Below are 22012 nucleotides of genomic sequence, written 5' to 3' on the forward strand. Positions count from 1 at the left end.
ATTTAACAATCCTGGCGAAAAACGGGGAAAAAGAGAAGGGGTGAGAGGACGAAGACGCGCTTCGTCCTGATTAATGGCAGAAATCGTTAACTTTTTAACGTTTCAATGACAGCCTGATGCGCACCATATTGGGCAATACGCTGCCAGGCGAGCTGAATAGCCGCAACAAACTGCGGATTCTGTACCAGATCGGTGGCGAAAATCTCATGCAGAGAAAGCAGGGCGCTGACGCGTTCTGAGTCTGTACTCTGCTTCACAAGCGCGCTGATTTTCTCGCTCAATGGATCACGAATATCAATGGCCGCACCTGAATCATCCACTCCGCTCACGTAACGCATCCAGCCTGCGACGCCGAGTGCCAGCAGCGGCCACTCGCTGCGCCGTGCTAAATGTACGCGGATCCCTTCCAGCATACGCTGGGGTAATTTTTGGCTACCATCCATCGCGATTTGCCAGGTTTTATGCTTCAACGCCGGGTTGGCAAAGCGTTCCAGCAGGCTAGCGGCATATTGGTCTAAATCAACATCGGTGATTTGCAGGGTAGGCGCCTGTTCGTTGAGCATCAGACGGTAGGCGGCTTCACGAAAAGCGCTGTCCTGCATGCAGTCGCTGATGTGCTGAAACCCGGCCAGATAGCCGAGATACGCGAGAAACGAATGGCTACCGTTCAGCATCCGCAATTTCATTTGTTCCCACGGCAGAACGTTTTCAACCATTTGTACGCCGGCGGTTTCCCACTGCGGACGACCACACACAAAATTGTCTTCAATCACCCACTGAATAAAGGGCTCGCAGCTGATTGCACAGGGATCGGCCACCCCCAACTCACGAGCGATTTCAGCCAGTGACTCTTCGGTGGCGGCAGGAACAATCCTGTCCACCATGGTACCCGGGAAGCTGACATGCTCCTGGATCCAGTGGGCCAGCTCAGGTGAGCGTTTCTCCGCCATTCCCAGTACGGCGTTTTTTACCACATGGCCATTATCCGGGATATTATCGCAGGAGAGGACGGTAAAAGGTTGCAGCCCGCGTTCACGTCGGCGGTGCAGCGCTTCAACAATAATGCCGGGTGCGGAATGTGGCTCAGCCGGAGTCTGTAGATCATGAATAATGCGTGGATGAGAAAGATCCAGCGAGCCTGTTGCCGGATCGATGCAGTAGCCTTTTTCCGTAATCGTTAACGAGACAATCGCCACCTGAGGTTCACAGAATTTTTCGATAATGGCCGCCAGCGAATCCAGCGTGGCGTTCAGACATTCTTTGACGGAGCCGATAACAATCGGTTGGTTGCCATTCGCCCCTTTTTCTAACACGGTAAATAAATGATCCTGCTCGCGAAGCTGACTCATTAGTCGATCGCCGCTGAACAGACTTATCTCACAAATTCCCCAGTCCCCACCCTGTGCATTCAGTACCCGATCGGTCAGTAATGCCTGATGGGCGCGGTGAAAAGCACCGAAACCAAAATGCACAATCCGCGTTTTTAATTGTTGGCGATCGTACTGCGGCATCATGACATTTTTCGCGAGCGGCACTGAGGCAATAGTTTTCATTCAATACACCTGATTAACCATTAATTAACAATGGCAGTATAAAGTTATATGACAGCAAATTGAATTGGTGTGCCTCATTTATCCGGGTAATGTGAGCTGGATCAACCAATCATTGCGGATTCGTTGATCCTCGCCCAGATGCCTGTATGGTAGTCGTCATTAAGTGAGTCTAATTTGGTATAACAACTTGTGAGGTGAAACCATGGAACAAACCTGGCGTTGGTACGGACCTAACGATCCAGTATCGCTTGATGATGTGCGTCAGGCTGGCGCAACGGGTGTTGTGACCGCCTTGCACCACATTGCCAACGGTGAAGTCTGGCCGGTAGAAGAGATTAAAAAGCGCCAGGCTATTCTGGCTGAAAAAGGGCTGACCTGGTCAGTGGTGGAAAGTATCCCCGTCCACGAAGATATCAAAACGCACTCTGGTCAATATCAAACGTGGATTGCTAACTATCAGCAGAGTATCCGTAATCTGGCGACCTGCGGCATCGATACCGTGTGCTATAACTTCATGCCGATCCTCGACTGGACGCGTACTGACCTCGAGTATCAGTTGCCGGACGGCTCCAAAGCGCTGCGTTTTGACCAGATCGCTTTTGCTGCCTTTGAGCTGCATATCCTCAAACGTTCAGGGGCTGAAGCGGATTACACCCCGGAAGAACAACGCCAGGCGCTGGACTATTTCAATGCCATGAGCGAGGCCGATATTGAAAAACTGACGCGCAATATCATCGCAGGTCTGCCCGGTGCCGAAGAGGGGTATACCCTGGATCAGTTCCGTGCGCGCCTTGCTGAATATGACGGCATCAGCAAAGACGACTTGCGCAATAACATGGCGGTATTCCTGCGGGCGATAGTGCCAGTGGCAGAAGAAGTCGGCGTGCGTCTGGCCGTACACCCGGACGATCCGCCGCGTCCGATCCTTGGCCTGCCGCGCATCGTTTCGACCATCGAAGATATGCAGTGGCTGAAAGACACCGTCGACAGCATCAATAACGGTTTCACCATGTGCACCGGCTCCTACGGCGTACGCGCCGATAACGATCTGGTGAAAATGATTGAAACCTTTGGCGATCGTATTCACTTCACGCATCTGCGTTCAACTTGCCGTGAAGATAACCCGAAAACCTTCCACGAAGGTGCGCATTTGCAGGGCGATGTGGATATGGTATCGGTGGTGGCGGCGATTCTGAGCGAAGAGCAGCGTCGTAAAAAGGCGGGCGATCTGCGTCCAATCCCGATGCGCCCCGATCACGGGCACCAGATGCTTGATGATTTGCATAAAAAAACCAACCCGGGCTACTCTGCGATTGGTCGTCTGAAAGGACTGGCGGAAGTCCGTGGCGTTGAGCTGGCGCTGAAACAAACACAGTTCCGCGATCTGCTGTAAGGCGAACAACAGGGATTGAGCGGCAGGCTCGATCCCTGTAATCCATTAAGGCTGCGATAGCGCCTGCTCCAGTACCGCCAGGACTCTTTTTATCTGCTGTAACTGCAATCCACCAAATCCAAAAAACATAACTGCGTCGCTGTTCTCTTCACGCCATGCGGCTTCTGAGCCATTCTCTATATCTGGCAACGTATCGAAACGAATCCCGGCCAGCAGGCAGCGTTGTTGTAGCCTGGCGATAATTTCGGGGGACCAGGCAATGCGTAATGAGAGGTGCAGACCTGCCGTTGCGCCCGCGATTTTCCCTTCGGGAAACAGTGCGGATAGGCCGTCGCGTAATAGCGTAAGACGTGCCGCATAATTGCAGGCCAGCTTGCTGATATGCGTATAAAACACCTGATTTTGCATTAATTCGGCCAAAAATTGCTGCAACAACCACTGGCTCCCGTTGTTGTTGAGCGCTTTCATATTCTGTACGGCCGGAAGCAGTTCGTCAGGGCAAATGAGATAGCCAAGACGTCCTCCTGGTCCCAATGTTTTGGAAAATGTCCCTATATAGATAACCCGGTTGTGATAATCCATGGCTTTCAGCGCGGGAAGGGGATTTTCTCCATAGGTAAAAACGGCATCGTAATCGTCTTCAATAATGTAAGCGCCGACGCGCTGCGCCCATGTTAATAATGCCTGACGCCGCTCCAGTGACAGGACGCTACCCAGCGGATACTGATGCGCTGGAGTAACATAACAAAGCTGGGTAGCATATTCCGGTAAATTATCTGTTTGCAGTCCGTGGTTATCGACAGCAATTGGCGTAATGTCTGCGCCGTAATAATTAAACAGATGCCAGGCCCCCGAATAACAAGGGGACTCGGTTACAATATGGCACTTTTTTTGCTGACTGAAAGTATGATGGTTAATAAAGAGTTGACTGAGCAGTGACAGTCCTTCCTGAATCCCGTTAGTAATAATGATGTTCTCTGCTCGAGTATTAATACCGCGAGATAAATTAAGGTATCTGACCAATTGTTCACGCAGTGAAAATAATCCATTTGGTGAATGATATCGGGTGAATAATTGTTCCTTGAGGACGCTGGGGGCGTTATTCCATTTGCGCCAGCTTGACCAGGGAAAAGCATTGGGATCGGGAACGCTCATTTGGCAATAGCACTCTCGCCCAGGCTCTGCATAAACATCGGTGGGGATCCCAGCCGCTTTAGGTTTCATCGGCGGGGAACCCTGCGCGACGGGCACGATTGCTGGCGTTGTGCGTACAGGTGTGGTGAAGATGACCTCGTAGCCGATACCTTGTCGACTCTTAATTAATCCCGCGGCCATGAGCTTATCATAGGCCATCACGACCGTTATTTTGGCAACGTTTAATACCTGTGCCTGCTCGCGAATAGAGGGAAGTTTATCTCCACAAAGCAAATCACCGCGCTGAATGGCCTGGAAATAAAATTGAAATATCTGCAATTGCAGCGGGGTACGGCTTTCTCGATCGAGAGTCAGTGTTAGCATGAGGAATTCCTTATGTATATATACGCACTATATTACGAGCTTCTCTTCTTTACGTTTTGATGCACCTCATAGAGTAGATGCTGTTCCTATAAGCTGCTTTTGCTGTCTCTATTTTTGATTTTTATGATCGCTTAGCGTGTCGCTATTAAAAAAATGGAGGCAAGCATGTCGTGGATAAGAAAGAACGCACTGTGGTGCGCATTCGTCGGGGCAGTAGCAATGGCCCTTGCAATTTGGGGGACGTGGCAAGGCGTTCATTACACCAGTACCACCGAATTTTGTTTATCGTGTCACTCGATGCGCACACCAGGAGAGGAATATAAAACCAGCGTGCATTTTCGCAATGCTTCTGGCGTGCGTGCTGAGTGTAAGGATTGTCATATTCCGCCAGGGATCGTCCCGACGTTGGTTCGTAAAACGGAAGCCTTAAACGACCTCTACCACACCTTTATCTCTCCTTCGATTGATACCCCTGAAAAATTTGCCGCAAAACGAGCGGAATTGGCCCAGCGAGAGTGGGCGCGAATGAGCGCTAACCATTCGGCGGCATGTAAGTCTTGCCACAGCTATGAGGCGATGGATCACGGCAAACAATCTGCGAATGCGGCGGCGCAAATGACCGCGGCGGCGGCAAAAGACAGCAACTGTATTGATTGCCATAAAGGTATTGCCCATCACAAACCCGATATGAGCAGCGGTTTCCGCGATCGCTATAAGCAGTTGCAGCAGCAGGGAGCGTCTTTATCGAATGCGAGCACGCTGTTCTCGTTAAGCGAAAAAGCATTGACGCCAACGGCCGGAAGCCCCGCAGGTAAAGCGCTGTTATTTCCTGCCACCGAGGTCAAAGTGCTGAAAAAAGAGGGCAGCAACGTGCAGCTTGAACTGACGGGCTGGCGTGAAAGCAAAGGACGCGGGCGGGTGATAACCCAGTATATGGGTAAGCGTGTGTTCTCGGCCGTGCTTGATGACGCCTTGATGGCGAACGTAAAAGTACTACAAACCCAGGTCGATCCTGACTCACACCAGCAATGGCAGCAGGTGAGCGTGACCGCCTGGACCTCCGCCCAGGGGCTTATCAGCAATATTGCACCGATCTGGGAATATTCGGATCAAATGCTGCAATCCACCTGTAGCGCCTGTCATAGCACTCCTCCTACGACCCGATATACCGCCAACGGCTGGATCGCCGGATTGAAAGCGATGTCCACCTATTACCGACTGAATCCGGTGGAAGAACGTACGTTGTTGAAATACCTCCAGACCCATGCCAGCGATGTGTCTGAACCTAACAAAAATTAAGGAAAATATATGGATATTCATGAATTTAACCCGTCTCGCCGCCGTTTTCTGAGCGGTATGCTAGCGGTGGGCGCGGCCAGTGCGCTGGCGCCGAATCCGCTGATATCAAAAGTATGGGCAGAGGGAGAAAACCCCGCACAGTGGATTCAATCCGGTTCGCATTTTGGCGCTTTTGAAGCCAAGGTTGTCAACGGCGAGTGGACAGAAACCCGGCCTTTCAAACATGACAAATACCCTTGCGATATGCTGAACGCGGTGCGTGAAGTGGTCTATAACCCGTCGAGGGTACGTTATCCAATGGTTCGTCTGGACTGGTTACGTAAACGCGAGAAATCGGATCGCAGCCAGCGCGGAGATAATCGTTTTGTGCGGGTAAGTTGGGATCAGGCGCTGGATCTGTTTTACGAAGAGCTGGAACGGGTACAAAAAACCTACGGCTCATCGGGGGTATTTACCGGGCTGGCCGACTGGCAAATGGTAGGGAAATACCATAAAGCGGGCGGGGCGATGGACAGAGGGCTTGGTCTGCATGGTAGCTATGTGACGACCGTTGGCGACTACTCTGCAGCAGCTGCGCAGGTTATCTTGCCGCATGTGATTGGTTCGCTGGAAGTTTATGAACAGCAAACGTCACTGCCGCTGGTTATTCAGAACAGTAATACCATCGTGCTGTGGGGATGCGATCCGATCAAAAACTTGCAGATCGAGTTCCTGGTTCCCGATCACGATGCGTTTGGCTACTGGCAACAGATTAAAGAAGCGGTTGCGCAGGGTAAAATGCGCGTTATCAGCGTCGATCCAGTGCGTAGCAAATCGCAAAACTACCTTGGCTGTGAACAACTGGCGCTACGACCACAAACCGATGTCGCGTTAATGCTGGCACTCGCCCATACGCTGTATGAAGAAAAACTGTATGACACGGCGTTTATTAACGATTACACCGTGGGTTTTGAGCAGTTTTTGCCCTATCTGCTTGGGGAGAGTGATAAGCAGCCGAAAAATGCCGAATGGGCAGCGCAAATCTGTGGCCTGACGGCGGAGCAGATCCGTGATTTCGCCCGCTTGCTGGTCAAAGGCCGGACCCAATTTATGGGCGGTTGGTGCGTACAACGCATGCATCATGGCGAACAGTATCCCTGGATGCTGGTGGTGCTGGCCAGTATGGTTGGGCAAATTGGCTTGCCGGGCGGCGGCGTAGGGTTTGGCTGGCATTACAACGGCGGTGGTACGGTGACATCCACCGGACCTGTACTGTCCGGGCTGGGAGGGATCGCGAATCCTCCACCGGCGAAGTATAAAGCGGATTTTCGCGGCGCATCGGAGCATATCCCCACCTCACGCATCGTTGACTGCCTGCTGGAGCCGGGCAAAAAGGTTGCCTTTAACGGCGAAACGTTAACCTGGCCTGATATTAAAATGGCGATCTACAGCGCGGCGAATCCATTCCATGCGCAGCAGGATCGTAATCGCATGATCAAGGCATGGAAGAAGCTGGAAACCGTGGTGGTATTGGATCATCAATGGACCGCGTCGTGTCGATTTGCCGATATCGTCCTGCCTGTTACCACCCGCTTTGAACGTAACGATATTGAACAGTTTGGTACGCATTCGAACAAAGGGCTGATGGCCCTGCATCAGATTGTTAAACCGCAATATGAAGCGCGGCATGATTTTGACGTTTTTGCCGGATTATGTAAGCGCTTTGATAAAGAGGCGGTGTACCGCGAGAACCGTGATGAAATGCAGTGGATACAGGCGCTCTACGACGAAGGCGTGAAGATGGGCGCGTCGCTCGGTGTCTCCTTACCGGACTTTACTACGTTCTGGCAGGGCGAAGGATACATTGAATATCCGGCCGGACAGCCGTGGGTGCGTCACGGTGAGTTTCGCGACCAACCAGATCTTAATCCCCTGGGAACGCCGTCAGGTCTGATTGAAATCTACAGTAAAACCATTGCTGGCTTTGCTTACGAGGATTGTCCCGGTCATCCGGTATGGATGGAACCGTTTGAACGTAATCATGCCGCTAAAAAAAATAAATATCCGCTGCATCTGCAATCCTGCCATCCTGATAAACGTCTGCACTCGCAGTTGTGCTCGAGCGAGGCGTTTCGCAATACCTATGCGGTTGCCGGAAGAGAACCGCTTTATATCAGCGCGCAGGATGCCACTGCCCGTGGTCTGAAAGCAGGTGATATCGCTCGCGTCTTCAACGACCGTGGTCAGGTGCTGGCTGGGGTGGTGATTAGCCCGGATTTTACCCCTGGCGTAATCCGCATTCATGAAGGGGCGTGGTATTCCCCGCAGGAGGGGGGAAAAGCCGGGACGTTATGCACTTATGGCGACCCGAATGTCCTGAGCGCCGATATTGGTACTTCACAGCTGGCGCAAGGCCCTTCAGCGCATACCGTGCTGGTGGAGGTCGAACGTTATCAGCAGAAAAAAGCGCCACCGGTAACGGCATTCGGCGGCCCGGAGACAGTAAAAGAGGAGGGGGGAAGTGCAGCATAACCAAATACATCAGCAGCGGGTGGACATGTACCAGTGGTTCTCGCAATTGCTGTTCCGTGAGCTGGACGAAAAGCAACTTGCCAGCCTTGAAAACGACGATAATCGGGCGTGGATTGTCTCACTGGCGGCGATTCCTGGATTGTCTGGCAAGGTTAAGCATTTTGAGCGTAGTCTGACCCGGATTTTACGCCGTGATTCCCGACAGCTGGAACTCGCCGCGGATTTTGCCTCGCTGTTTCTGCTGGCGCCGCCTGGCGGAGTCTCTCCCTATGCAGGGCACTATCCGCATACGACCGCGTCAGCAGAACGTCAGCAAATGAATGTGCTGCTGATCGAACACGGTCTGACCGCGCGGGAAAATGAGCCATCCGATCATATCGCCATTCAACTGGCATTGATGGCGAAGATGGTTGCTAAAGAGGAGGCGGTATCTGCGCAGTATTACTTTTTGCATCACCACATGATGTGCTGGGCGCCATTGCTACGCGATGCCTGCCTGGCGCGAGATGAACAGGGGTTTTACCCGCAGGCGGTCAATCTGATAGTGAGTTTTATGCGCGAGGATGAACAGTATCTGGAATCGCTGTTAATGGATGATTTTTATTTCAGCAGTCAGCGTTGAAAATGAAAAGGGACAGCTGGTGCTGTAATGCCAGCCAGTTAAGCATTATGGAGAATATTTTATTGCAGCATAGGGTTCCGTTCACCTCAGCGGAGTCATTTCTGTGAAGCGCAGATACCCGTGAACGTGCAAGGGAGGCTCACCGCCGCCTCCCTTGCAACCCAGGCTGCCGGCGGGAAAATCGTCGCGATGCGATTCATTCGGCTCATGCCGTCTGCCTGTCGGGTCGGGGCCGAGCCTGCCTCCATGCAGGCCGTTCCCTCTGCCCGCCTCCCTGTGGGCAGACCCGGTCAACCGTCAACGCCTCATCGATTTTCAGCCGGACCGGAGTCATCGCTTCAACGCTCTGACTTCCAGTTAAATTTGTTTTGCTGTTTAAACAAAAAACGCAAATGGTCAGGTGTAGGCTGGTCCGGCTGAAAATTGCCGACGTGTTTCCGTAAGGCCGGGAGAGCCAGCATGGATGCTGGCTCAGGGCGCGTTTTGCAAGGACGCTACCTCGCGCCCGGCCCGAAAGCCTGAAGGAATAAGCGGAGGGGACCACGAAGTGGCAATTTTCCCGCCGGGAGCCGGGATTGTTAAGGGTACGGCGATAGTACCCTTAACACGTTCACAGGCAGTATCGTTTCAGAGAAATGAAATACATAAGGTGAACGTAACAATACACCAGAGGTAACAGATTCAATACCTGTGGCTGTTTTACTCTCAGATACCGTTACGATCATTCATCTTTGTAAACTAACAAGCCTTACAGCCTGCGCTGTCCCTTGTCGTCAATGGGGAGCAAAAAATTAGTCTGCACGGCCCATGTAGCGACGTTCTTCGATATGAATACGGATTTTTTCGCCCGCACTCAGATACTCAGGAACCAGGATCACCAGGCCGGTAGTCAGGGTCGCAGGTTTGTTACGCGCGCTTGCTGATGCCCCTTTAATGCCGGGCGCTGTTTCAACAATTTCCAGGTCTACCGTTTGCGGCAGTTCCAGCGCCAGCAGCTGGCCGTCCCAGGTCAGAACCTGCATGTCCGGCATTCCGCCTTCCGGCATGAACAGCAGTTCTTCTTCAATCTGGTCTTTGGTGAAGGTATACGGGGTATAGTCTTCTTTATCCATAAAGACATATTCGTTGCCATCGACATAGGAAAAGTCGACGCCACGACGGCTCAGGGTGACAGTATCAACGATATCATCGCCCTTGAAACGCTCTTCAACTTTCAGGCCGGTACGGACATCAGAAAAACGCATTTTGTACAGCGTGGCGGCGCCACGTGCGGTTGGTGATTGAATATCAATATCTTTTACAATCAGCAGCTTGCCGTTGTAATTCAGTACCATACCTTTTTTAATTTCGTTCGCTCTTGGCATCGAAAAAATCCTGTAGTGAGGAGTGTCTAAAATATCGCGTAAAACTACTCGCGCCGGGGCATTCAGGCAAGTGGAATTGATGCTTTTGCTGGTGCAAAAAAGGTGTTACTGTGCGCTTCTCTCACAATCCGATGGTTTACGATAAAGAGAATACTGTATGGAATGCCGTCCGGATTGTGGTGCATGCTGCACCGCGCCTTCAATCTCCAGCCCTATCCCTGGTATGCCTGATGGCAAGCCCGCTAATACGCCATGCGTTCAGTTGGATGAATCCTTGCGCTGCAAAATTTTTGCTTCGCCGCTGCGGCCAAAAGTATGTGCCGGTTTGCAGCCCAGTGCGGAAATGTGTGGGAAGACGACGCACCAGGCCATGCTGTATCTTATTGAGCTTGAAGCGCTGACCGCGCCTTAAACATCTTTGATGCGCGCCAGGCACACGATGGTGGCGATGATCATCACCAGCGCAAACCAGAACACGGCGTGATAATTCCAGATTTCAGCGGCAATACCTGCCAACGATCCGGCAATAATCCAGCCTACGCGAATGGTATTCGTATAAAGGGTCGTGGCTGAACCTGCTTGTCCTGGCATCAAATCCTGGAAATAGAGCATGCCAATCCCACCAAGGATGCCGATATAAATCGCGTTCAGCAGCTGTAAACCAAGCAATACCGCCGGAGAGTGGGCCAACAGCATACCGGCATAAAAGAAAAAGCCGGCCACGACGGCAATTCGCATCAACAGACGCTTGCCCAGACGCTTAGCAAAGTATCCGGCAATCAACATGGTCGGGATTTCCAGCCCGGCAGCGGTTCCCATCATGATACCCGCCAGTTTTTCCGGCAGATGCAGTTCATTGATAATAAACAGCGGCATATTAATGATATAGAGGCTATTGGTCCCCCACATTAATGTGCAGATAACAAAAAGGAGCAGCGTGTCGCGACGATTGCGCCGTGGCGCCTCCACCACGCCAGTGGCGAGAGGCACATTTTTACTCATTGACGGTAAGAACAACCAAACCATTGCGCCGCAGACAATAAAAGCAACCGCCGCGCTGAGGTACATCACCGTGAAGCTAAATCCCATTGCCAGTGCGTAGGCCAGCGGCGGGCCAATTACCCAGGCCAGCGATACCTGCGCACGTAAAATTGAGCTGAACATGACCGCTTCCCGGCCTGTACGGTCGGCATGCTCGCGCGCGAGAGCAAACATTTGCGGGTTGGCGGTTGAACCAAAGCTGCTGAGGAAGACGCCGACAAACAGCAAAATAAAATAGTTACGGTTCCAGGCAAACAGCACGCAGGCCAGCATGCCCAGTACACAACAGAAGACAATCAGGTTTTTGCGATCGCCTTTTTTATCCGAGCGCCCGGCCAGAAACTGACTCACCAGGATACCGATTACGGCGCTGCCGGTAAAAAAGAACCCGACCATACCGGGACGGGCATGGACTTCATCGGTCAGAAAAAGACTCAGCGTTGGTGTCTGCAAAGCGCCGGCGATACCCGTCAGAAACGCGACAAGCAGGAACGCCGCAGACGTTAAATCGAACGCCTTAGGTGTGGCGGCTACGGGGGTGTTATGCATGTTTTGATATCAATGATGTGAAGAGACGCGGAGTTTACGCTGCTTGCCAGAAAATAAACAGGTAGCCAAATCAAAATCGGCATCAAAAATCAAAATAGCATTTCAGTCAAAGAATGCTGTTTGCTGATGTTGCTGAATCTGACACGCTGACGCCATTTTTGCTTCAGCAATTTTATCTCTCCCCAGAAGAAAATGTGCGTTATCTCTAAATTCAGCAAGTAATTTGTCAACTTTACTTGTGTGCTGAAGAAAAAAGATCAAGACTTCTTGAAACGTTTCAGCGTCATCTTGCCATAACTGATGGAGTCAGGTGACGCCTTTTTTCTCATATTGGCTGAATCGTTTCAATTCAGCGGGAGAGGAGAACCATGTTCCAGTTATCTGTTCAGGATATTCACCCGGGCGAACAGGCCGGGAATAAAGAAGAGGCTATTCGCCAGGTTGCCGCGGCCTTAGTGCAAGCGGGTAACGTTGCGGAAGGCTACGTCGATGGCATGCTGGCGCGTGAACAACAAACGTCCACGTTTCTAGGCAACGGTATTGCTATTCCTCACGGGACGACGGACACGCGCGATCGGGTGCTGAAAACCGGTGTGCAGGTGTTTCAGTTTCCGCAGGGCGTGGTCTGGGGCGAAGGACAGGTCGCGTATGTGGCGATCGGTATTGCCGCCAGCTCTGATGAGCACCTCGGTTTACTGCGTCAGCTAACGCATGTGTTGAGCGATGACTCCGTTGTTGAACAGCTGAAATCAGCGACTACGGCGGAAGAGCTACGCGCGTTGCTGATGGGCGAAAAGCAGAGCGAACAATTAAAGCTTGATAACGAAACGCTGTCGCTGGACGTCGTTGCCAGCTCGCTGGTGACGTTGCAGGCGCTCAACGCTGCGCGGCTGAAAGAAATTGGTGCGGTTGATGCCGCATTTGTCGCCAGGGCAATCAATGAGCAGCCGATGAATCTCGGTCAGGGGATCTGGCTGAATGACTGTGCTGAAGGTAACGTGCGCAGCGCCGTTGCGGTCAGCCGCGCAGCAACGCCGTTTGATGTCCAGGGGGACGCGGCAGCCCTGCTGGTGACCGTCGCGATGAATGACGATCAACCGGTTGCGGTGCTGAAGCGCCTTGGCGATCTGCTGCTGAATAATAAAGCTGACCGTTTGTTGAAAGCGGATGCGGCAACGGTGCTGGCGCTGCTGACCAGCGATGACGCCTTAACCGATGATGTTCTGAGCGCCGAATTTGTTGTGCGCAATGAGCATGGTTTACACGCCCGTCCGGGCACCATGCTGGTGAATACGATTAAACAATTTAACAGTGAAATTACCGTGACAAATCTTGATGGAACCGGCAAACCGGCAAATGGACGCAGTCTGATGAAAGTTGTGGCATTAGGCGTGAAGAAAGGACATCACCTGCGCTTTACCGCCCAGGGCGAGGATGCTGAACAGGCGCTGAAAGCGATTGGCGAAGCCATCGCTGCAGGTCTTGGGGAGGGCGCGTAATGAGCAGACGTGTTGCTACTATCACCCTTAACCCGGCCTACGACCTGGTGGGTTTCTGCCCGGAAATTGAACGTGGCGAAGTGAACCTGGTGAAAACCACCGGTCTGCATGCGGCGGGAAAAGGGATTAACGTCGCTAAAGTCCTGAAAGATTTAGGTATCGATGTCACGGTGGGCGGTTTTCTGGGTAAAGACAACCAGGATGGTTTTCAGCAGTTGTTCAGCGAGCTGGGCATTGCCAACCGTTTTCAGGTTGTACAAGGGCGTACCCGTATCAACGTCAAGCTGACCGAAAAAGACGGTGAAGTCACCGACTTCAATTTCTCTGGCTTTGAAGTCACCCCCGCTGACTGGGAACGCTTTGTAAACGATTCGCTGAGCTGGCTGGGCCAGTTCGACATGGTGTGCGTTAGCGGTAGTTTGCCGACCGGCGTGAGCCCGGAAGCTTTCACCGACTGGATGACGCGTCTGCGCAGTCAGTGTCCGTGCATTATCTTTGATAGTAGTCGTGAAGCGTTGGTGGCAGGTCTGAAGGCGGCGCCGTGGCTGGTGAAGCCAAATCGTCGTGAACTGGAAATCTGGGCGGGTCGTAAACTGCCTGAAATGAAAGATGTGATTGATGCGGCGCATGCGCTGCGCGAGCAGGGTATTGCTCATGTGGTGATTTCCCTCGGTGCGGAAGGCGCGCTGTGGGTCAACGCTTCGGGTGAGTGGATCGCAAAACCGCCGTCAGTCGAGGTGGTCAGTACCGTTGGCGCGGGTGATTCGATGGTTGGCGGTCTGATTTATGGCCTGCTGATGCGTGAGTCCAGCGAACATACCCTGCGTCTGGCGACGGCTGTTGCCGCTCTGGCGGTAAGCCAAAGTAACGTGGGCATTACCGATCGTCCTCAGTTGGCCGCAATGATGGCGCGTGTCGACTTAAAACCGTTTAACTGACAGCAGGAGAGGCATAATGAAAACGCTGCTGATTATTGACGCTAATCTCGGCCAGGCTCGCGCTTACATGGCGAAAACCCTGCTTGGAGCGGCGGCGCAAAAAGCGCATCTGGAAATTATTGATAATCCGAATGATGCAGAACTGGCGATTGTTCTGGGCGACACGCTTCCTGCTGACAGTTCGCTGAACGGCAAAAAAGTCTGGCTCGGCGATATCGGTCGTGCGGTTGCGCATCCTGAACTCTTCCTCAGCGAAGCGAAAGGTCATGCAAAACCTTACAGCGCCCCGGTTGCGACAACGTCTGTTGCCAGCAGTGGCCCAAAACGCGTGGTGGCGGTGACGGCTTGTCCGACCGGCGTTGCCCATACGTTTATGGCTGCTGAAGCTATTGAAACAGAAGCGAAAAAACGTGGCTGGTGGGTAAAAGTTGAAACCCGTGGCTCGGTCGGGGCAGGCAATGCCATTACCCCGGAAGAGGTGGCTCAGGCGGATCTGGTGATTGTGGCGGCTGACATTGAAGTTGATCTGGCGAAGTTTGCCGGAAAACCAATGTACCGCACGTCTACTGGCCTGGCGCTGAAGAAAACCAAACAGGAGCTGGATAAAGCGCTGGAAGAAGCGACGCCGTATCAGCCAACCGGCAAGGCGCAGTCTGCGGCAACCGAAGGGAAGAAAGAGAGCGCTGGCGCGTATCGCCACCTGCTGACGGGCGTGTCCTACATGCTGCCGATGGTTGTTGCTGGCGGTCTGTGTATTGCGCTCTCATTCGCCTTTGGTATTGAAGCGTTTAAAGAGCAGGGCACGCTGGCGGCGGCGCTGATGCAGATTGGCGGCGGTTCAGCCTTTGCGTTGATGGTGCCGGTTCTGGCGGGGTATATCGCGTTTTCCATCGCTGACCGTCCGGGTCTGACGCCAGGTCTTATCGGCGGTATGCTGGCAGTGAGCACCGGTTCTGGCTTTATTGGCGGGATTATTGCCGGTTTTCTTGCCGGTTATGTGGCGAAGCTCATTAGCACCAGGCTGAAACTCCCACAGAGTATGGAAGCGCTGAAACCGATTCTGATCATTCCGCTGCTTTCAAGCCTGGTGGTGGGTCTGGCCATGATCTACCTGATCGGTAAACCGGTAGCCGGCATTCTGGAAGGTCTGACCCACTGGCTGCAAACCATGGGTACGGCGAATGCGGTGCTGCTCGGTGCGATTCTTGGCGGCATGATGTGCACTGACATGGGCGGTCCGGTTAACAAAGCGGCGTATGCTTTTGGTGTGGGCCTGCTGAGTACGCAAACTTATGCGCCGATGGCTGCCATTATGGCGGCGGGGATGGTACCTCCGCTGGCGCTGGGTCTGGCAACGCTGGTTGCGCGTCGTAAGTTCGACAAAGCCCAGCAGGAGGGCGGTAAAGCTGCGCTGGTGCTGGGCCTGTGCTTTATCACCGAAGGGGCTATCCCATTCGCCGCGCGTGATCCGATGCGCGTTCTGCCTTGCTGTATCGTTGGCGGTGCGATTACCGGCGCTCTCTCCATGGCGGTAGGGGCTAAGCTGATGGCGCCCCACGGCGGTCTGTTCGTGCTGTTAATCCCTGGCGCAATTACACCGGTGGTTGGCTACCTGCTGGCCATTATTGCCGGTACGCTGGTAGCCGGTCTCTCCTACGCGGTGCTGAAGCGCCCGGAAGCAGAGGTTGTGGCAAAGGCGGTCTGATTAAGCGCTGAAATCCAGGGCAGAGAAATCTCTGCCCTTTTTTATGCCTTAACCCTTACCGTTGCAGCATCGCCACAATAATCCATCCTGCCTTAAGCAAATTCGATAAAGTGCCTTTAAATCAAACTGGTCACGGAAATCGAATATGAAAAAAGCGCCCATTTTTGCTGCTCTGTCACTCGCGACGCTGCTGCTGACGGGATGTTCAACCACCTGGGTGATGACGACAACATCAGGTGCAACAATAGAGACGCAAGGCAAGCCTGAGCAAGACCCCGGGACAGGACTGACAAAATATGCTGACGCCTATGGTTATCACCGCGTGATTAAAAGCAGCGATGTGAAGCAAATAGATAAAGGTAAGACGGTATTGATGTGGTGAGCCGGGTCAAGTGAATAGAGAATCATTCAGGGGCGAAATCTTTCGCGCCCCTGAATAAGACGGCTCAGGCAATCATTGGGGCGATGATAAAGCCAAAGGCAACGCCCGCGATGATCCCACCCAGTCCTGGCAACATAAACGGATGGTTTAAGACATACTTACCTACGCGCGTTGTCCCGGTGGTGTCGAACTCCATCGCCGCCAGTGAAGTCGGGTACGTTGGGAGAACAAACACGCCGGTCACAGCCACATAGGAAGCCAGAATTGCCCAGGTAGGAACGCCAAGCGCGACGGCAAGCGGGATAATCAACGGCGTGGTGGCTCCCTGCGAATAGAGCAGCGCGCAGGTGCCAAACAATACCAGAGCCAGCAGCATCGGGTAGGCCTGCAGAATATTCCCCGCGATGTCCTTAATCTCCGCTAGGTGCGCGTCAATGAATGTGGTTCCCAGCGTAACAATGCCGAGAATGACTGCCAGCGAACTCATCCCGGCGCGAAAAGTTGACGTCAGGACAATGGCATCTGTAGATGTTTTGCACAGCACCACCATCAGGCAAGCGGCAGCCAGCATGCAGATGATAATGATATCCCGCGTATTCATTGGGCTGCCAACATCAAATCCAGGGCGTAGCTGCGGGAATGCGGCAAGAATAACGATGAGCACCGTGGCCAGCATAAACAGGGCGACTGAAAGTTTTGCACCCGGTGTGGTACTGTTTTGCCCTTCGTATTTTCGCACTAGCCCTTTCTGCAGGCGTTCCAGATAGACCTCATCGTCCTGGAGTTCACATCCCTGGCGCGAGGCGATGAATGCCCCAACCATCGCGGCAACAAACGAGGCGGGCAGACATACCGCCATAACCTGAATAAAGCTGATACCGTTGCCTTCCATGATGGTCAGCATCGCGGCCATTGCGGCGCTGATCGGCGAGCCGGATATTGCAACCTGAGATGCCACTACGGAGCCTGCGAGCGTACGAGAAGGGCGGATGCCTGACTCTTTCGCAACTTCGGCAATCACCGGCAGGGTGGAAAAGACAATGAAACCTGTTCCCGCCATTATGGTCATCGACCAGGTGATAATCGGTGCAATAACATTGATATATTTAGGATTTCGACGCATAAAATTACCGGCAATGCGTACCAGATAATCCATGCCTCCGGCTGCCTGTAGCGCTGATGCCGCCACAACCACCGTCATAATAATAAGAATGACGTCCACAGGCGGCGAGCCAATTTTCAGACCAAATCCCAGGGTTAAAATAGCCAGCCCCAGCCCACCGCATAAACCGATACCAATTCCGCCGAGGCGGATGCCGAAAAATATTGCGCCTAATACTACGATAATTTCCAACCAAAGCATAATGGCCTCCGCCAGATAATAATTCGCTATAAGAATGGCTTTTATTAAATGTGATGATTAAATGGTGGTTTTTTATTGCGCCAGAAGGTGGCTTTTTCCAACGCGTTTTTCATACCACTTAATTCCGGCACGAACCAATGAACCGGTTGAATCAATATATTTTGCTGGTGATTTCTTGACGGCTTCAGCAAGGATAACGGGGACTTCAGTACATCCCAGAACGATGACTTCCGCGCCGCGTGCAAAAAGTGCTTCAGCCTGTTCATTCATTAATTTTTGTGCTTGCTTAACATCTCCTGCTTTCAGGCAATAAATACTTTCCATGACTTTTTCCTGGCTGGAAGAATCAGGGCTGACGCAGGTTAACCCAAGAGACTCTATCCCTTTTTGGTAGAGCCCCATGTACAACGTGGCATTGGTAGCCAGCAGTCCGATGCGCGATTTTCCGCAGCTTCTGACCTCACCCAGGGTTGTCTCCACAATACTCAGCAACTCCGTATGACAGGATTCTTTTAACTCTTTAAACCAAAAGTGGGCGGTATTACACGGGATCACAATACACTCCGCGCCAGCATCTTCGAGTTTATGCATATAATCACGCATGGCCGGAAGCGGGGAATTACCATGACGCATTAATGCGTCAGTACGGTCAGGTATATCAGGAATGGATGAAATAATTAATGGAATATGTTCCTGATCGCGTTGCGCTGCAGTAAATGTGACGAATTTATTAAATAGATCGACGGTTGCAGCAGGTCCCATACCACCAAGTACGCCAATTAAACCTTTCACGATATATACCTCGTTTAACCATTAAATAATATTCAGGCTGTGTTTTATCTTGCCCTAATGTTTAACAGCAGAGCGTCGCGACGAGAAATGCAATAATGTTTGGCTTAATGCAAAAACCGCATGACTGTAGTTTTTTTCGCCGTTCTATGAGGTCAGGATAGGGTGCGGAGCCTGAAGATCTGCAAGCAGAGTAGGGTTGCGGCTGGATGGTGATGCTGACATGTTAATGTCAAAAACGAAGGCTTGATGCAAAAAACGAATCATTATGGGCTAATCGTCAATACCATCTCTGGAATTCTTCAGGCATGATGTTGTTAGGCTCATCAACATATTTAAGCATCCGCGTGACAGGCATGAAAAATATTGAGACAAAATGGTTATATGATTTCCTGACGCTGGAGGCATGCCGTCATTTTTCCCAGGCTGCGGAGGAGCGCAATATATCTCAGCCGGCATTTAGCCGGAGGATCAAAGCGCTCGAATCAGCCGTGGGGGTGCAGCTGTTTGATCGCACGACGGCGCCGCTGCAATTGACGGAGGAGGGCAAGTTATTCCATTCGCAAACGCGTAGCCTGCTACAACAGCTGGAATGTAATCTGGACGAACTCAGTGGTCACAATCTGCTTGGGGTCCCCAACATAAAAATCGCGGCAGCGCATTCTTTGTCGCTGACCATGTTGCCCCGGTTAGTGCATTCAATGGCGGCCTGGGGGGAAGAATTTGTCTGGCACGTCGAGGCGATTGATGTGGTGCAAGCGGTGAATACCCTGCGCGAGGGGAAAAGTGATTTTATTATCTCGTTTCGTGACGAGGATTTAATGCAGTCGCCTTTCTGTGGCTTGAAGGTTTTTGAGTCAGAGCTCTATCCTGTCTGTGCTACCGATGGACAGGGGAACGCGTTGTTTGATATCTATCAGCCGCAGGCGCCGATTCTGAACTATACCAGCACATCCTACATGGGAAGATTGGTAAACCGTCAGTTAGCGGAAGTTGGCGGCATTTCAGCACGAACGTTGTTTATGTCTTCGATGAGTGAGTTGTTGAAAAACATGGCGCTGGATGGGCATGGGATCGCCTGGCTACCAGCGTGGTCGATCGTCAACGAGCTGCGCGATAAGCGTCTGGTGCGCCTGGCGACACCTGAACTGATGGTACCTATTCAGGCCTATATTTACCGGATGGATACCCGATTGAATAAAACGGCTGAACATTTCTGGCGTATTTTGTACAACCATATGCCAGAGGACCTGGTTTCGCTTACCTGAGACGCGCCAGCTCGCCTGGCGCACCTGAAAAATTTCCGGTTATACCGGAGTTATGCTTTTTAGCCTGCTTAATTTGTGTACTATCTCTCATTTTCTCTCTCCCTTACAAACTGTATCTATAAAAAATTGTGATTCTGTTCATATCTATTGACTTTGGTTCTTGCAGATAGATTTACTTTGTCAAAAACATGCTTACTATAAACATATGTTCGATACTGAACATGTGCTCTAATAGTTTTGTGTATGGCGGTGGTTATTCTTAACGAACTCATTTGTGGCAAGATAATTGCCAGGGGACGTGCTATGCGTGAAAAGGAATACATAGTAACTATTGGCTCTGCCAATATGGATGTTGCTGGGTATTCGCATGCTTCTCTAAATTATGCGGATTCGAATCCAGGAAAGATAAAATTCACCCCCGGCGGAGTTGGACGCAACATTGCACATAATCTCGCGCTACTGGGTAAAAATTCGTGGTTACTGACTGCGGTTGGTAATGATTTTTATGGTCAATCGTTATTGGCGCAAACTAATCTATCCGGAGTACATGTTGATAAGTGTCTTATCGTTCCGGGAGAGAATACATCGAGTTATTTATCTCTGCTTGATAACACCGGTGAAATGCTGGTTGCCATTAATGATATGAGCATTACCGAACATATTTCACCGAGTTTTTTATCGCAGCAGCATGATTTTATTCGGCAGGCGAAAGTTATCGTCGCCGATTGCAATATCAGCGAAGACGCCCTGGCATGGGTGCTGGATAATGCCGGAGATGTTCCGGTGTTTGTCGACCCGGTATCGGCATGGAAATGCGTCAAAGTTCGCGAGCGGCTTGGACAAATTCACACCCTCAAACCTAACCGGCTTGAAGCCGAAACGCTGAGCGGTATTGCGCTTTCCGGGCGTGATGATGTTGGCAAAGTGGCCGCCTGGTTTCACGATCGCGGCTTAAATCGCCTGGTGCTCAGCATGGGCGGTGACGGAGTTTATTACAGTGATATTGCGGGGGATTGCGGTTGGTCGCTGCCGATTAAAACTCACGTCATTAATGTTACCGGGGCTGGCGATGCGATGATGGCGGGACTGGCTTCCTGCTGGGTAGACGGCATGCCCTTTATTGATTCGGTTCGATTTGCGCAGGGTTGTTCATCAATGGCATTAGCCTGTGAATATACCAATAACCCTGATTTGTCTGTTGCGAATGTTATCTCAATCGTGGAGAACACAGAATGTCTGAATTAACTCTTTCCTCTGAATTATTACAAATATCTCCAGAAGTACAGGAAGCATTAAACAGTAAAAAACCGATTGTTGCCCTCGAGTCAACCATTATTTCTCATGGTATGCCATTTCCGCAGAATGCCCAGACTGCTATTGAAGTAGAAGAAACTATTCGTAAGCACGGGGCAGTTCCTGCGACCATTGCCATTATTGGCGGGGTAATGAAAGTTGGTTTAAGCAAAGATGAAATTGAGTTGCTTGGAAGAGAGGGGCATAGCGTTACTAAAGTCAGTCGTCGTGATTTACCATTTGTGGTTGCTGCAGGGAAAAATGGTGCGACGACAGTTGCCTCAACCATGATTATTGCCTCCCTGGCTGGAATTAAAGTATTTGCGACGGGCGGGATTGGTGGTGTTCACCGTGGTGCTGAACATACCTTTGATATTTCCGCAGATCTGCAAGAACTGGCGCATACCAATGTCACGGTAATTTGTGCCGGGGCGAAATCTATTCTTGATCTCGGTTTAACGACCGAATATTTAGAAACCTTTGGCGTGCCGTTAATTGGATATCAGACCAACGCGTTGCCGGCATTTTTCTGCCGAACCAGTCCGTTTGAGGTCAGTATCCGTCTGGACAGCGCAAAAGAGATTGCCCGTGCCATGGCGGTGAAATGGCAGACAGGTCTCGACGGCGGTCTGGTTGTTGCAAACCCAATCCCGGAGCAGTTTGCGATGGCTGAAGAGAAAATTAATGCGGCAATCGATCGGGCGGTAAAAGAAGCGGAAGAGCAGGGGGTTGTGGGCAAAGAGAGTACGCCGTTCCTGCTGGCGCGCGTTGCGGAGCTGACCGGCGGTGACAGCCTGAAATCAAATATTCAGTTGGTGTTCAACAACGCGGTACTGGCTTGTGAAATTGCGAAGGAGTATCAACGCCTCGCCTGACCAAATTTTCCGGGCAGAATGCGGTCGCCCGCGGATAGCAAACCTACCAA

18 protein-coding genes are annotated in these 22012 nt (G+C 51.8%); 12 read left to right on the top strand and 6 right to left on the bottom strand.

Translation table 11 applies throughout. The features are described from left to right. Window positions 1–86 precede the first annotated feature (86 nt). Window positions 87–1553 (bottom strand): mannitol dehydrogenase family protein, encoded by a 1467-nt coding sequence (locus tag M4I31_RS08090; protein ID WP_085047862.1) that lies wholly within the window; start codon window positions 1551–1553, stop codon window positions 87–89. 202 nt (window positions 1554–1755) lie between these two features. Between M4I31_RS08090 and uxuA the strand changes: the two genes are divergently transcribed. After that, window positions 1756–2946 carry a mannonate dehydratase gene (uxuA, locus tag M4I31_RS08095; protein WP_038642040.1) on the top strand — a complete coding sequence of 397 codons (1191 nt, stop codon included), beginning with the start codon at window positions 1756–1758 and terminating at the stop codon, window positions 2944–2946. A gap of 45 nt (window positions 2947–2991) precedes the next feature. Here the strand turns inward: uxuA and M4I31_RS08100 are convergent, their stop codons facing one another. Further along, the gene (locus M4I31_RS08100; protein WP_038642037.1) at window positions 2992–4464 is read right to left on the bottom strand and encodes a PLP-dependent aminotransferase family protein; all 1473 of its coding nucleotides are present in this window, start codon (window positions 4462–4464) and stop codon (window positions 2992–2994) included. Between the two features lie 165 nt (window positions 4465–4629). On the opposite strand from M4I31_RS08100, the gene torC reads away from it, so the two are divergent. From torC to torD, 3 genes are read left to right on the top strand one after another with little or no spacing between them, the layout of a single operon-like run. Next, window positions 4630–5763 (top strand): pentaheme c-type cytochrome TorC, encoded by a 1134-nt coding sequence (torC, locus tag M4I31_RS08105; RefSeq protein ID WP_085047863.1) that lies wholly within the window; start codon window positions 4630–4632, stop codon window positions 5761–5763. A 9-nt stretch (window positions 5764–5772) separates the two neighbouring features. Beyond that, window positions 5773–8274: a trimethylamine-N-oxide reductase TorA gene (torA, locus tag M4I31_RS08110; RefSeq protein ID WP_085047864.1), complete on the top strand. Its 2502-nt coding sequence runs from the start codon at window positions 5773–5775 to the stop codon at window positions 8272–8274. Then, complete coding sequence (torD, locus tag M4I31_RS08115) at window positions 8264–8896, top strand: molecular chaperone TorD (protein ID WP_085047865.1); 633 nt, start codon at window positions 8264–8266, stop codon at window positions 8894–8896. The genes torA and torD overlap by 11 nt, the downstream gene beginning before the upstream one ends. A gap of 791 nt (window positions 8897–9687) precedes the next feature. On the opposite strand, the gene yeiP is transcribed toward torD, so the two are convergent. Beyond that, window positions 9688–10260: an elongation factor P-like protein YeiP gene (gene yeiP / locus M4I31_RS08120; RefSeq protein ID WP_038642029.1), complete on the bottom strand. Its 573-nt coding sequence runs from the start codon at window positions 10258–10260 to the stop codon at window positions 9688–9690. Window positions 10261–10417: 157 nt separating this feature from the next. Between yeiP and M4I31_RS08125 the strand changes: the two genes are divergently transcribed. Continuing rightward, window positions 10418–10672 carry a YkgJ family cysteine cluster protein gene (locus tag M4I31_RS08125; RefSeq protein WP_005129254.1) on the top strand — a complete coding sequence of 85 codons (255 nt, stop codon included), beginning with the start codon at window positions 10418–10420 and terminating at the stop codon, window positions 10670–10672. On the opposite strand, the gene setB is transcribed toward M4I31_RS08125, so the two are convergent. Then, a complete protein-coding gene (gene setB, locus M4I31_RS08130) occupies window positions 10669–11850 on the bottom strand; it encodes a sugar efflux transporter SetB (RefSeq protein WP_087857397.1) in 1182 nt (393 codons plus the stop codon). The two genes, M4I31_RS08125 and setB, sit on opposite strands and share 4 nt — an antisense overlap. A gap of 368 nt (window positions 11851–12218) precedes the next feature. Between setB and fruB the strand changes: the two genes are divergently transcribed. The 4 genes from fruB to M4I31_RS08150 all read left to right on the top strand — a co-directional run bounded on the left by fruB (window position 12219) and on the right by M4I31_RS08150 (window position 16374). After that, window positions 12219–13349 (top strand): fused PTS fructose transporter subunit IIA/HPr protein, encoded by a 1131-nt coding sequence (fruB, locus tag M4I31_RS08135; RefSeq protein ID WP_085047866.1) that lies wholly within the window; start codon window positions 12219–12221, stop codon window positions 13347–13349. Beyond that, window positions 13349–14287 carry a 1-phosphofructokinase gene (gene fruK / locus M4I31_RS08140; protein WP_006683781.1) on the top strand — a complete coding sequence of 313 codons (939 nt, stop codon included), beginning with the start codon at window positions 13349–13351 and terminating at the stop codon, window positions 14285–14287. Before fruB ends, fruK begins: the two co-directional genes overlap by 1 nt. A 16-nt stretch (window positions 14288–14303) precedes the next feature. Beyond that, window positions 14304–15992: a PTS fructose transporter subunit IIBC gene (gene fruA / locus M4I31_RS08145; RefSeq protein WP_085047867.1), complete on the top strand. Its 1689-nt coding sequence runs from the start codon at window positions 14304–14306 to the stop codon at window positions 15990–15992. Window positions 15993–16137: 145 nt separating this feature from the next. Then, window positions 16138–16374 (top strand): YgdI/YgdR family lipoprotein, encoded by a 237-nt coding sequence (locus tag M4I31_RS08150; protein WP_038642021.1) that lies wholly within the window; start codon window positions 16138–16140, stop codon window positions 16372–16374. Window positions 16375–16438: 64 nt separating this feature from the next. Here M4I31_RS08150 and M4I31_RS08155 read toward each other — a convergent pair whose 3' ends face one another. Both M4I31_RS08155 and M4I31_RS08160 read right to left on the bottom strand, forming a co-directional pair. After that, window positions 16439–17737 (bottom strand): anaerobic C4-dicarboxylate transporter, encoded by a 1299-nt coding sequence (locus M4I31_RS08155; RefSeq protein ID WP_085047868.1) that lies wholly within the window; start codon window positions 17735–17737, stop codon window positions 16439–16441. 72 nt (window positions 17738–17809) lie between these two features. Beyond that, complete coding sequence (locus M4I31_RS08160) at window positions 17810–18529, bottom strand: aspartate/glutamate racemase family protein (protein ID WP_085047869.1); 720 nt, start codon at window positions 18527–18529, stop codon at window positions 17810–17812. Between the two features lie 353 nt (window positions 18530–18882). Here M4I31_RS08160 and hypT point away from each other — a divergent pair, with 353 nt between their 5' ends. From hypT to M4I31_RS08175, 3 genes are all read left to right on the top strand, one after another. Continuing rightward, entirely contained in the window at window positions 18883–19794 is a 912-nt protein-coding gene (gene hypT / locus M4I31_RS08165; protein ID WP_085048255.1) for a hypochlorite stress DNA-binding transcriptional regulator HypT, read from the top strand. Window positions 19795–20097: 303 nt separating this feature from the next. After that, window positions 20098–21039 carry a pseudouridine kinase gene (locus tag M4I31_RS08170; RefSeq protein ID WP_085047870.1) on the top strand — a complete coding sequence of 314 codons (942 nt, stop codon included), beginning with the start codon at window positions 20098–20100 and terminating at the stop codon, window positions 21037–21039. After that, on the top strand, window positions 21027–21962 hold the full coding sequence (locus tag M4I31_RS08175; RefSeq protein WP_038642013.1) for a pseudouridine-5'-phosphate glycosidase: 936 nt from the start codon (window positions 21027–21029) through the stop codon (window positions 21960–21962). Before M4I31_RS08170 ends, M4I31_RS08175 begins: the two co-directional genes overlap by 13 nt. The last annotated feature ends 50 nt before the right edge of the window (window positions 21963–22012 follow it).

Origin of the sequence: Citrobacter sp. XT1-2-2 (assembly GCF_023516235.1) — a bacterium.
GTDB lineage: Bacteria > Pseudomonadota > Gammaproteobacteria > Enterobacterales > Enterobacteriaceae > Citrobacter > Citrobacter werkmanii.